The sequence below is a fragment of the Acinetobacter sp. AR2-3 genome (assembly GCF_001878775.1).
GTDB lineage: Bacteria > Pseudomonadota > Gammaproteobacteria > Pseudomonadales > Moraxellaceae > Acinetobacter > Acinetobacter lwoffii_D.
Genome location: NZ_MJIQ01000099.1, coordinates 1 through 12586 on the forward strand (window position 1 = coordinate 1; position 12586 = coordinate 12586).

Below are 12586 nucleotides of genomic sequence, written 5' to 3' on the forward strand. Positions count from 1 at the left end.
TGTCAACAGACCCTAATCAACAAGAGATTCTGAATGAATAGCTTACTTAGATTTTTAGTTTATTTTTAACCGGAAATTCTTTAGATGAGCTATTCATTCAGCCATAAGAAAATCATAATGAACCTTCAAGATGCAGAAAAATTTTTACAAGAACAGCAGAACATCTTAGAGAACCAACGTCAGCAAAAAACTAGACGAGTGCAACAAGCCTTTTTTATGATTCACGTACTGTTTGTAGCCTTAAATGCTATTCTCTTGATCCTAAATTATCAAAAGACGGGAGAGTGGAACTTGCTGTACCTCGGGCTGAGTTTCATGTCTCTAATATTGATTTTAAGGTATTTAAAGACAGGTTTTGTTTATCAACGGAAATGAAATAACGTTAAAATGAATTTTAGATCATAAAAATCAAAAGCCTAATAATTAACAAAGCATGAAAAAAGTTCTTAAAAATCCCATTCTATTGTCATTACAATGTAATTTTGCTTTTGCTGGATAAATAGCTTACACTGGTTGCACTTCAAGCAAGTACTGTTCTTGCTTCTATTATTATTTTAAGCTGATTGTGATGTACTTTTTAGTTCAAGTATTTGAACTCAAATAAGATCTACTAACCATAGAACTATTATGTAAACTAGGTTGTTATTAATCTCTCTCCATATAGTCACAAAAAGCTCATATCGTGTGAGTAAATATTTTGATCAAAATCAATGAATGGCATATTGCCACTGCCGCTGATGGCAATGAAATTAACGTGAAACTGGTTCCATTAAAGCGCAAGCAAAATACAATGGACGGTTTTATCTGGGTTGAGGTCGGTAAAATGATTCAATTGCCAACGGGTGAGGAATTTCAGTTCAATCTCGATGGTAAAAGTTTCTATACTGGGGTAAACCAGCTTTATCGTCTGTGTTAAGCAGATCAATATCGTAAAAAGTGGCTGATTAATATCGCCACTTTTTTAGTTTCAGGGTATCAAAACTTTGATCTTCCTGAATTTCCAGAATCTCTGCACTGTCTTCTTTCCAGTCGCCTAGTACAATTCTTCTTTTCTGGGCTAAATGATGAATGGCTGCGCGATGCGTATGACCATGGATCAGTACATCTACATCCTGTAATGCCAGCTCAACTGCATGTGGGTTGACGTCCATCACTTCATAGCTTTTAAACTGTTGTGCCTGATGGCTTTGTTGACGAAAGCGGTTGGCTAGTCTGGTTCGAAATGAGAGAGGGGTTTTTCTTAAGAAGCCAAGTAGCCAGGGATGACGAATAATCTTTTTAAAACGCTGATAGGAGACGTCATCGGTACATAGCGCATCGCCATGTTCCAGGCGAAAATGTATTCCAGCAATGATTAACTGGTCAATCTCAGGAAGAAGCTGCCCGCCAAATCGAGCTAAAAATTTATTTCCCAAGACAAAATCCCGGTTGCCCGCTTGAAAATAGACCTGATTCCCAGCCTGAGTAAACTGTTTTAATGTAGTGACAATATCGTCCAGCCACGGAGCTGTATAGTCATCACCAATCCAGGCATTGAACCAGTCACCCAGAATATACAATTGGGTATTTTGATCTAGATATTCAGTTAATAAATCTAAAAACCCCCGAACAAGTCGAGGGTGATCAGGTGACAAATGTAAATCTGAGATAAACAGATAGGTCACGAATCTTTTCCTTTTATTCCTCTCTAGATCCCTCATTCATATGAGGGATTTTCCATTACACCGTTTTAAAGCATCGCTTTAAAACTCATAAAGAACGGAGAGGACGTTTTTTATTCAGAAATGATTTTTGCAGATTCGATTACTACGTTTTCTAGAGGAACGTCAGCGTGGTAGCCACGGTTGCCAGTACGTACGTTTTTGATTTCGTTCACAACGTCCATACCTTCAACCACTTTACCAAATACGGCATAACCCCAACCTTGAGCAGTTTTGCCAGAGTGGTTAAGGAATGAGTTGTTTTTCACGTTAATGAAGAATTGAGCAGAAGCAGAGTGCGGTGCTTGAGTACGCGCCATTGCAATCGTACCTTCGTCATTGGTCAAGCCGTTGTCTGCTTCGTTTTCGATCGCATCACGTGTTGCTTTTTCCTTGAAGTTTTCATCCATGCCGCCGCCTTGGATCATGAAACCATCAATAACACGGTGGAAAATTACGCCGTCATAAAAACCGTCACGTACGTATTCTAAAAAGTTAGCTACGGTTTTAGGTGCTTTTTCAGCATTGAGTTCTAGAACAATACGACCTTTATTGGTGTTTAATTCGACTTGAGGAAAACTCATTGTGTAATCTCCTGATCATGGACGAGTGCCATGGTTTTTTCTGAATGAGTGAAGCATAAGCAAACTACATTCGACAAGGCAAGTAAAAACATTATTTTCTTTGTTAAAAGCATAAAAATAATACCTTATTTATACGTTGATTTATCAAGGCATTTCAATTGCTGCCAGACAGGGCGTTATATTTCGGGTTAGGTACAAATTGAATCATTTTCCAGTTTCGTAAAGTGTTGATATTTTAGTTTTGGGCAGCTTGCTGTATTTTCACTTTTTAAAATGAGTGAATTGAAATCAAATACCGTAGTTAGCGGTTGAGAGATTAAGCACCTATAGTTAAACTAAGGAACTTTGATAATGAATATACGTACAACTTGTACGATGAAATATTCGTTAATCCCTTTTTAACTTTAGAAGTGAATGATTGATCATGAAGCCAAATGATGTTGTGACATCTCTGCCCGAGAACCCGACCCAGAAGAACAATGCAGTCGATTCAGTGCAGCAGCAAGAACAACAACCAGGCTTGGACTTTGTACGTCAGGTCATTACTGATGATTTAGCCGCTGGTCGTACTCAACAGGTGGTGACGCGTTTTCCGCCTGAGCCGAATGGCTATTTACATATTGGCCATGTGAAAGCAATTTGCTTGAACTTCGGTATTGCTGAAGAATTTAAAGGTGTGTGTAACCTGCGTTTTGACGATACCAACCCGGATGCCGAAGAGCAGGAATATGTGGATGGTATTGCCAATGACGTGAAATGGCTGGGTTTCCAATGGGAAGGCGAGCCGCGTTATGCATCAAGCTATTTCGATCAACTTTATACCTGGGCAGTTCAGCTGATTGAGCAGGGCGATGCCTATGTGGATTTGCAAAGCCCTGAAGAGATCCGTTTAAACCGTGGTAATTTCGTTGAGCCAGGTAAAAACTCGCCACAACGCGATGCAACGGTTGCAGAAAACCTGGAACGTTTTGAGAAAATGCGCAGCGGTGAATATGCAGAAGGTCAGGCCGTTTTACGTGCCAAGATCGATATGACGTCACCGAACGTGCATATGCGTGATCCGATCCTGTATCGTATCCTGCATTCTGAGCACCATCAGACTGGCGATAAATGGAAAATTTATCCAATGTATGACTATGCGCATCCACTTTCTGATGCGATTGAAGGCATTACGCATTCACTGTGTACTTTGGAATTCCAGGATCACCGTCCGTTCTATGACTGGGTGGTGGCAAAAGTTAAATCACCATCCGTGCCACGTCAGTATGAATCGAGCCGTTTGAATGTGGACTATACCATCACCTCAAAACGCAAATTGCGTAAGCTGGTTGAAGGTGGTCATGTAAATGGTTGGGATGATCCACGTATGCCAACTGTAGTGGGTATGCGTCGTCGTGGTTTCACACCTGAAGGTCTACGTGATTTCTGTCAACGTGTCGGTGTGTCGAAGGTTGATGGCAGTATCGTCGATGTAGCCATGCTGGAATACTGTATTCGCCAGTCTCTGGAAAATACCGCAGCTCGTGGTATGGCGGTGTTAAATCCATTAAAAGTGACTTTAACCAACTTGCCAGCCGATATGGACCTGACCCATTCACGTCATCCGAATGTCGATATGGGCGAGCGCGTTATTCCATTGACGACTGAGCTGTATATTGACCGTAAAGACTTTGAAGAAGAGCCACCAAAAGGCTTTAAACGTTTGATTCCAGGTGGTGAAGTCCGTTTACGTCATGCCTATGTCATCAAATGTGACGAAGTCATTAAAGATGAAAATGGCGAAGTAGTTGAGCTGAAATGTTCGATTGATCCTGAAACTTTGGGTAAAAATCCTGAAGGTCGTAAGGTGAAAGGTGTGATTCACTGGGTATCTGCGACAAAAGGCGTTCCTGCGGAAGTGCGTATTTACGACCGTCTGTTCACCGAATCTGATCCAGAAGTGGGTGATGACTTCCTGGCAAACCTGAACCCTGAATCATTAAAGGTAGTTCAGGCCGTGATTGAGCCTGCTTTGGCACAAGCACAACCGGAAGACCGGTTCCAGTTTGAGCGTGAAGGCTATTTTGTGGCAGATCAATACGATCATTCAAGCGAAAAACCGGTATTCAACCGTATCCTTGATCTTAAGGACAGCTTTAAACCTGGCAAATAAGCTGGTTTAAGTCAGAATGTAAAAAGCCCAACTCTGGTTGGGCTTTTTCAATACAGCAGGGAAAATTGCATGATTGTGCGTGATAAGAATAATAGTTTGGGTTTACTGTTTGCCTGGCAGGGAACAATTCTGCCCAAGGTGCTGCCCGCATTGGTTTTGGTGGTCTTTATTTCCGCTTTACTGGTGTATTTGAGTCAGGCACATTTCGTGAGCCTTCCTGCCGTCCCGGCAATTGGCTTTACCATCTTTGGTGTGATTCTCTCGATCTTTCTGAGTTTTAGAAATACGGCCTGCTATGATCGCTGGTGGGAAGGGCGCAAGCTATGGGGCGCGCTGATTGCCACTACGCGCCATTTATGCCGGGATAGCCATGTGCTGGATGAGCAAACCCGTGAAATCTTATTGTACCGCATGATGCTGTTCACCCATCTATTACGGGATCGGCTGAGACAGCAAACGCCCAGTATTCAGGCTTATCAAGCCACTACCAGTTTTGAACCTAAGTCATTTGAGCAATTGTCCATGCAAATCAATCCTTCACAATGGGTGCTGGAACAGATGCAAAAAGAGCTGGTGCAGCAATATAAACAGAGCAAGATCAGCGATATTATTTATAACAACCTGAATCAGCATACTGTGGCTTTGGGAGATATTCAGGCCGGTTGCGACCGGATTTTGTCAACGCCATTACCATTTTCTTATTCGGTGCTGTTGCATCGCGCGGTTTATTCTTTTTGCTTTATCTTACCTTTCAGTTTGCAGGCGAATTTAGGCCTGTGGACGCCGATACTGGTCGGATTGATTGCTTATATGCTGCTCGGGCTGGATGAGCTCAGTGCGGAGCTGGAAGAACCTTTTGGCCTGCAGGACAACGATCTGCCGCTAGATTCAATTGTACGACTAGTAGAGCGGGAAACCCTAAGCTCTTTAGGTAAAGCACTACCTGAGGCGATTCAAGCCAGAAAAGGCTATTTAACCTGATTCCTTATCGATATCATCAAAATGTAAACACGAACTTAAAATTTCTTGCTAATAAAAAATCATCGGCAGGCTGAGCTTTAAATTAACGATGTTTAAGATTGGTCAGGTCTGACACTTTAGTTTTAGCCTGATCTTGCAATTCACGGTATTGTTGCAAACGCAGATTGGCTTTATCTCTGAGCTTCTTCTTGATGTACAGCGCCAATGCGAAACTGGTGGTGGTCAGGGTCAGGAACATGCTGTTCATAAAACTCATCATCGAGCTGATATAACCAATCGTGGTCAGACGATTCATCATATAAATCACTTGCGGGCTGCTTTCCACACCGGTAATCGCCCAAGTACACAAATGTTCGCAATTATTAATAATCAGATGATAATTGTTTTCATGCATTCTGGACCGCATGCGGCGCACCACTTTACGACCTTTATATTTGGCCGAGTCATAATGTTGCATATGAATTGGTTTGCCATGACTGAATTTTTCAATTGAGGTGATTTCAATCGGGCGTTTCTTGAATAAATGCGCAAAGCCGGAATAATGAATGACACGACCACGTCCGGCGTAAATCCCATGATGGGTATAACCGAAATGTTTAACCATAAGATGTGCGCCTATGGGAAACCGTTTAGTCTGTTGCATATCAGAATTAAGCCATTTAAAAAGCATTGTCGTTTAATAGGAAGTGTACTGTGTTTTGCTAAATTAATCGATGCCTTGTCTGAGTTTCAGATCAGAATTGAAGAGTTATTAAGCCAAGTTTAAAGGAATTAAAAGAAAGCAGTATTTAAGAAATATACTTCTGATAAAAGTTTTAAATAGCCTAAGCATGTCTTAATATTTCTTCAAATCAAAAGCAGGGGATTAAATGAGTTGTTCAGCGTTTTCCTGCCTGATCTCTGAAGTTTTAAAGTTGGAGTTAATAAACTATGGTGAAATAGAAAAGACCAAACCCTTCAACTAAACTTTCAAGCATAAAAAAAGCACTTGACTACGCAAGTGCTTTCTTTATACGGCTGTAACCTTGTCCGATTACTGCAATGGCAAGTGCTGAAGTTCATTCAGTTCTTTGCGGCTATAGCCGCGAGATACGAGAACCTTTTTAATTCCGATGATGATTTCTTCATCAGTGGCTTTAGAAAGTGCTTCAAGAAGCTGTTCATTCGTCTTGCAAGAGCAATCATTTTCAACACAAGCAATTTGATTCTTGTGTTCATTGTGTTGTTCATGAGAAAACAACTTTTGCCAAAAACTCATAGAGCCTTCATACAACAACCTAACATAGAGTGAAATATAGCCAATTAAATAAATAAAGCAATAGGACCTATATGATAAAAGCAGCAGTTGATCTTGAAAATTTCCGATGGAAGCCTAAAGGTCTAACGATATTTCTTGCTGTACAAGTCAATATTTATTCTTAAATACATGATTTATAATATAAAAAATGGAGCTTTAAAAAGCTCCATTTTTGTAACAATATAATAAATTGAAACAAACTCTTTATACTTTTTCCAGTAAAACACCAGTCTCAACATGGTGTGTATACGGGAACTGGTCAAACATGGCGAACTTGCTAATTCTATGCGTTTGAGACAACTGTTTCAGATTGTCATATAAGGTATCTGGATTGCAAGAAATGTAAATAATACGCTGGAAACGCTGTAACAGTTTCAGCGTTTCATCATCAATGCCGGCACGCGGTGGATCGACAAATACCGTATCAAAATCATAAGTCGAAATATCAATTTGTGCTTCCTGCAAGCGACGGAAAACACGCTCGCCATTATACGCTTGAGTGAATTCTTCGGCAGACAGACGCGCGACCTGAATATTTTCAATCCGGTTCTGCTCAATATTCCACTCAGCTGCATAAACTGAAGATTTGGCTAATTCAGTGGCCAATACACGGCGGAACTTGGTTGAAAGCGGTAGGGTGAAGTTACCATTGCCACAATAGAGCTCAAGCAAATCTTTATCTGATTGTTCCGCTGCATCACATGCCCATTCTAGCATTTTTTGACAAACTTGTGCATTTGGCTGGGTAAAACTGCTTTCGATCTGCTTGTATTGATAGCGACGATCAAAGACCGATAGCTCTTCCACCACATATTCATCGGTCAGGACGAATTTCTGGCCACGGCTTCGGCCAATCAGTTTGATATTCAGCTTTTCCGCCAGGGTTTTTGCTGCAGGTTCCCAGCTTTCATCCAGCTTGCGGTGATAAATCAGGGATACCAGAACCTGACCACTTAACGTCGCCAGAAAATGGACTTCAAATAGACGACGACCCAGATTGGCATCTGCCTTGAATGCTGCCAGTAGTTGCGGCATCAAGTCATTAATACTGCGGTCTGCAATTGGAAATTCATCAATACGAATCACTTTTTTATTGTTGTTTTCGTCACGTTCGAACATGGCATAAAACAGATCATCTTCAGTATGCCAGATCCGGAATTCAGCACGCATGCGGAAATATTTTTCAGGAGACTGGAATACTTCTAAAGCAGGTGGTTGATATTCGGCAAACTGAGCGCTGATGCGTTCAATTTTGGCTTCAAGTTGTTGCTGATAAGATGAAGTCATATGCAGTAAGAAATCGCAAATATTTTAAAGCGCAAATGGTAGCAAAAAATTGCCGATCTGCCTAAGCCTATTGTAGTCAAGCCGCTTTAAAAGCTGCATAAAAAAGACCAAACCTTCTGAGGAGAGAGGTTTGGCCATAAAGAGGAAAGATTTAAGCTAAAAATGCTGAGATGATTGGACTGATTTAGAGATTATCCATCGTCATCAAGCTGGCATTGCCGCCTGCCGCCGCCGTATTGATACTGATCGCGCGTTCAATCACAAATCGCTCGACCGGAATATCATAGTTGCCCGAACTTAAATGGGTGATACCAATAATTGCACCTTTTCGGCCTGCAATGCGTTTTTGCAAATCAATCAGTTCAGAAGAATCACCATGATGCATGACGGCATCAAACGCGCCTGTTTCAATATCCCGGACCACTTTAAATTGCTTGCTGATCGCGGCTGGCATGGTTGGTAAATATTTCAGAATAAAAGTATTGTCAGCTAGGAATGCAGGACGACTGCCGACCGATAAAATTGCCAGAATTTGCTGAATCTGGTCTTGCTCCGTGTGTGCCAAAGATAGAAGACTTTCTCGTGGCAAGATTAGGTACTGATTTTCCTCACCGGTTGGACCTTGCAGGCTAAAGCTTTGACCAGTCGCAATTTGCATAGGTGCTTTTAAAGATAAAGTTGGGAAAGTTTTAGCTACCCAGACTTTAAACTCCTGAACAAGTTTATGTTCAACAAGTGCTGGACCCGCTTGAACTGCATAAGGCTGCGCCAGTTTTTTCTCGGATACTTGATGCATTAAACGGTAGATATACAACGGGCCACCTGCTTTCGGGCCGGTGCCAGACAGACCTTCGCCACCAAAGGGCTGGACGCCCACGACCGCACCAACGATATTGCGGTTGATATACAGGTTGCCGACTTCCGCTCGTGCAATCACGGTTTGCATGGTTTCATCAATACGCGTGTGCAAGCCCATGGTCAGGCCATAACCCTTGCTGTTGATCTGATCTAACAACTGTTCCAGTTCGCCATATTTATAGCTGATCAGATGCAGTACCGGACCAAATACTTCACGTTCCAGATCATCCAGATTTGGCAGTTCAATCAGGGTTGGTGCAATGAATGTTCCTAGAGTTAATTCAGTCTGGTCTTGATTAAACATCAATTGATGAACTTTATGGCCTTTGCTGCGCATTTGCTCAATATGCTTTTGGATATTTTGCTGGGCTTCTGCATCAATTACCGGACCAATATCAGTTTTAAGCAAGACCGGATTGCCAACGCGCAACTGTTGCATCGCACCTTTGAGCATGCTGCGTACGGCCTCCAGATTATCTTCCTGAACACAGAGGACACGCAGGGCAGAACAGCGCTGACCGGCACTGTCATAGGCAGAGCTCACCACATCAAGCACCACCTGTTCAGTGAGTGCAGATGAATCCACAATCATGGCGTTTTGACCACCAGTTTCAGCAATCAGGGTGACACTTTCTCCAAACTGGTTTATTCGTTCTGCGACGGTTTTTTGCAGAATTTGTGCGACCTCGGTGGAACCGGTAAACATGATGCCTTGAATACGCGAATCTGCACTGAGCTGTGCACCAATAGTTTCACCACGGCCCGGCAACAGCTGTAATACATCCTGCGGAATGCCGGCTTCCCATAAAATCTGCACGGCTTGTGCTGCAATCAGCGGTGTTTGTTCAGCCGGTTTGGCAATCACAGTATTGCCAGCCACCAGTGCCGCTGAAATCTGACCGGTAAAAATCGCCAGCGGGAAGTTCCATGGACTGATACACAGCACGGTGCCTAAAGGCTGGATCTGTACATTGTCACTGAGATCCAAAACTTGAGCTGCATAGTAACGCAAGAAATCTACCGCCTCACGTACTTCGGCAATCGCATTGGCATAGGTTTTACCTGCTTCGCGAGAAAGAAGAACCATGAGCGGAAGCAAACGCTGTTCCATCAGTTCTGCGGCTTTATTCAGGCAGGCAGCACGCTCATTTTTTGGCAGATTGGCCCAGAAACTTTGTGCATTAACTGCTTGAGTGAGTGCAATTTCGGCCTGTTCAGAAGTTGCTTCATAGACTGTGCCGACCACATCCTGATGGTGTGCTGGATTGATCACTGGAACTGCATGGGGCGTATCCACGCTGCTAAATGCCGTTCCCATAGCAGCTGACTGAAATTGCGTATTTGCCAGACTGGATGCGACTTCATTTAAAATACTGAGTTCAGCATCATTGGCCAAATCGAGTCCTGAAGAGTTCAATCGTGCATCGGTATAAAGATCTTGCGGATAGGGAATCTGGGGATGCTTGGCACCCATCACGCCTTCTTGTTTTGATGCCTTTAAAATGGTTTGCTGTGGATTTTCAATCAAATCTTCAATTTTCAAGGTTTTGTCAGCAATACGATTGACGAAGGAGGTATTGGCACCATTTTCCAGTAAGCGGCGCACCAGATAAGCCAGCAAGGTTTCATGATTGCCGACTGGCGCATAGATCCGGCATGGTACACCGAGTTTATTTTTCGATGGATCGCCCACGACATTTTCATACAGTGGTTCGCCCATGCCATGCAGACATTGGAACTCATATTGGCCGGCATAATACTGCTCAGGTTGTGCCAGCTGATAGATCGTCGCTACCGTTTGTGCATTGTGAGTGGCAAATTGTGGGTAGATATAATCCGGTTCAGCCAACAGCTTACGCGCACAAGCAATATAAGACAGATCCGTATGCACCTTACGAGTAAATACCGGATAATCTGACATTCCATCAATTTGGGCTTTCTTGATTTCGCTGTCCCAATATGCGCCTTTGACCAGACGAATCATCAAGCGTTTCTGGCTGCGCTTCGCCAGATCAATGATGTAATCCACTACATAGAAGCAGCGTTTCTGATAGGCCTGAATCACAAAGCCAATGCCTTTCCAGTCCTGTAATTGTGGTTCAAAACACAGGCGTTCTAACAGTTCAAGTGAAATCTCAAGGCGATCACTTTCTTCAGCATCGATATTTAAACCAATATTGTATTGCTTGGCCAAGACCGCGAGTTTCAGTACTTTTGCATAGAGCTCATCATGCACGCGATCCATTTGCGAACGCTGATAACGGGGGTGCAGCGCAGAGAGTTTGATAGAAATGCCAGGCCCGTCATAAACATCCTTATCCTGCGAAGATTGACCAATGGCATGAATGGCTTGCTGATAATCCTGATAATAACGTTCAGCATCCGGATCGGTCAGTGCTGCTTCACCCAGCATGTCATAGGAATAGCGAAAGCCTTTTTCTTCCAACGGTTCGGCATTTTTCAGGGCTTCATCAATGGTTTCACCCGTAACAAACTGCTCGCCCATCATGCGCATGGTAACATCGACGGCCTTACGGATAATCCCGCGACCACTGCGTGCCAAAAGACCGGTCAATAAGCTAGACAGGCTTTTTTGCTGTGGGGTTTCCATCAGCTTGCCGGTCAGCATCAGTCCCCAGGCTGCTGCATTCACAAACATCAATTGGCTCTGGCCCAAATGTTCTTTCCAGTTACCTTGATTGATTTTGTCACGGATCAGCAAGTCACGTGTGGCTTTGTCCGGAATCCGCAGCAAGGCTTCTGCCAGACACATTAGGGCAATGCCTTCCTGAGAGGATAAAGAAAATTCCTGCAATAAGCCTTGGACAATACCGGCTTTCCCAGTGGAACTTTTACGTTCACGTAAGGAATGTGCGAGATCAAAGGCAAGCGCCTGAATCTTGTCACTTATTTCGGAAGAAATTTCACTATGGGCCAATAACTCTTCGACGCATTCAGTTTCAGCACGACGCCATGCCGTATTAATACGTTCTTCGTATTGGTTTTTGTGTTTAAATTCAGCAATATAATTCGAGTGCTGGGCTGAATCTAAAATTGAATCTGGGCGGAGAGTGGTTGGCATAGTGACTTCCTGTACTGCGTCAATCAGTTCTTTGAGGTGAATGAGTTTTAATCTATAATCACAGAATATTTGACAAATATCTCACTATAGTTTTCTATTTTTTTAGAGAATAATTCTAATGCCAAGTCCTTATTTGAACCTTGACCGTATAGATATTCGTATACTGGGTTTATTGCAATCCGATGCCAAGCTGTCCAATATCAAACTGGCTGAACTGGTTAATCTATCGCCTACGGCAGCCTTGGCGCGTGTACAAAAGTTGACCCGGGAAGGTTTTATTCTGGGCTACGAAGCGCGCCTCAATCCAGTCATGTTGAATAATGGTTTTGTGGTCTTTGTTGAAATTTTACTGGATAAAACCACGCCGAATGTTTTAGATGAATTTTCCCATGCTGTGCGGCAGATTCCTGAAATTATCGAATGTCATATGATCAGTGGCGGTTTTGATTTCGTGGTGAAAATCCGCTGTGCCAATATGGATGAATTCCGCAAAATCTCTGGTCAGATCTTGTGGCAATTGCCCGGAATTAAAGAAACGCGCAGTTATCCGGTGATGGAAGTAATTAAAGAAAGTCAGCAGATCCATCTGAAAATGCCGGGAAAAGCCAAATAATTAGCAGTAAATTAGGGTCTGTCATCAATTAG

At 42.9% G+C, this 12586-nt stretch carries 10 protein-coding genes; 4 read left to right on the forward strand and 6 right to left on the reverse strand.

Translation table 11 applies throughout. The features are described from left to right. Nucleotides 1–697 precede the first annotated feature (697 nt). Nucleotides 698–916, forward strand: coding sequence for a hypothetical protein (locus BFN00_RS15325; RefSeq protein WP_004279847.1), 219 nt, complete (start codon nucleotides 698–700; stop codon nucleotides 914–916). A 28-nt stretch (nucleotides 917–944) separates the two neighbouring features. Here BFN00_RS15325 and BFN00_RS15330 read toward each other — a convergent pair whose 3' ends face one another. Together BFN00_RS15330 and BFN00_RS15335 are read right to left on the reverse strand one after the other, a co-directional pair. Continuing rightward, nucleotides 945–1664 carry a UDP-2,3-diacylglucosamine diphosphatase gene (locus tag BFN00_RS15330; protein WP_071852317.1) on the reverse strand — a complete coding sequence of 240 codons (720 nt, stop codon included), beginning with the start codon at nucleotides 1662–1664 and terminating at the stop codon, nucleotides 945–947. Nucleotides 1665–1774: 110 nt separating this feature from the next. Beyond that, nucleotides 1775–2284, reverse strand: a complete 510-nt coding sequence (locus BFN00_RS15335; protein WP_004279844.1) for a peptidylprolyl isomerase — start codon at nucleotides 2282–2284, stop codon at nucleotides 1775–1777. Nucleotides 2285–2708: 424 nt separating this feature from the next. Between BFN00_RS15335 and BFN00_RS15340 the strand changes: the two genes are divergently transcribed. Continuing rightward, nucleotides 2709–4436: a glutamine--tRNA ligase/YqeY domain fusion protein gene (locus BFN00_RS15340; RefSeq protein WP_071852318.1), complete on the forward strand. Its 1728-nt coding sequence runs from the start codon at nucleotides 2709–2711 to the stop codon at nucleotides 4434–4436. A 69-nt stretch (nucleotides 4437–4505) separates the two neighbouring features. Continuing rightward, a complete protein-coding gene (locus tag BFN00_RS15345; RefSeq protein WP_071852319.1) occupies nucleotides 4506–5417 on the forward strand; it encodes a bestrophin family protein in 912 nt (303 codons plus the stop codon). An 82-nt stretch (nucleotides 5418–5499) separates the two neighbouring features. Here the strand turns inward: BFN00_RS15345 and BFN00_RS15350 are convergent, their stop codons facing one another. From BFN00_RS15350 to putA, 4 genes are all read right to left on the reverse strand, one after another. Then, nucleotides 5500–6060: a lecithin retinol acyltransferase family protein gene (locus tag BFN00_RS15350; protein ID WP_026055785.1), complete on the reverse strand. Its 561-nt coding sequence runs from the start codon at nucleotides 6058–6060 to the stop codon at nucleotides 5500–5502. 390 nt (nucleotides 6061–6450) lie between these two features. Further along, entirely contained in the window at nucleotides 6451–6675 is a 225-nt protein-coding gene (locus BFN00_RS15355; protein WP_004279838.1) for a hypothetical protein, read from the reverse strand. Nucleotides 6676–6918: 243 nt separating this feature from the next. Continuing rightward, nucleotides 6919–8001, reverse strand: a complete 1083-nt coding sequence (gene trmA, locus BFN00_RS15360; RefSeq protein WP_071852320.1) for a tRNA (uridine(54)-C5)-methyltransferase TrmA — start codon at nucleotides 7999–8001, stop codon at nucleotides 6919–6921. A gap of 184 nt (nucleotides 8002–8185) precedes the next feature. Continuing rightward, a complete protein-coding gene (putA, locus tag BFN00_RS15365; RefSeq protein ID WP_071852321.1) occupies nucleotides 8186–11941 on the reverse strand; it encodes a trifunctional transcriptional regulator/proline dehydrogenase/L-glutamate gamma-semialdehyde dehydrogenase in 3756 nt (1251 codons plus the stop codon). A 118-nt stretch (nucleotides 11942–12059) separates the two neighbouring features. Here putA and BFN00_RS15370 point away from each other — a divergent pair, with 118 nt between their 5' ends. After that, entirely contained in the window at nucleotides 12060–12554 is a 495-nt protein-coding gene (locus tag BFN00_RS15370; protein ID WP_071852322.1) for an Lrp/AsnC ligand binding domain-containing protein, read from the forward strand. The last annotated feature ends 32 nt before the right edge of the window (nucleotides 12555–12586 follow it).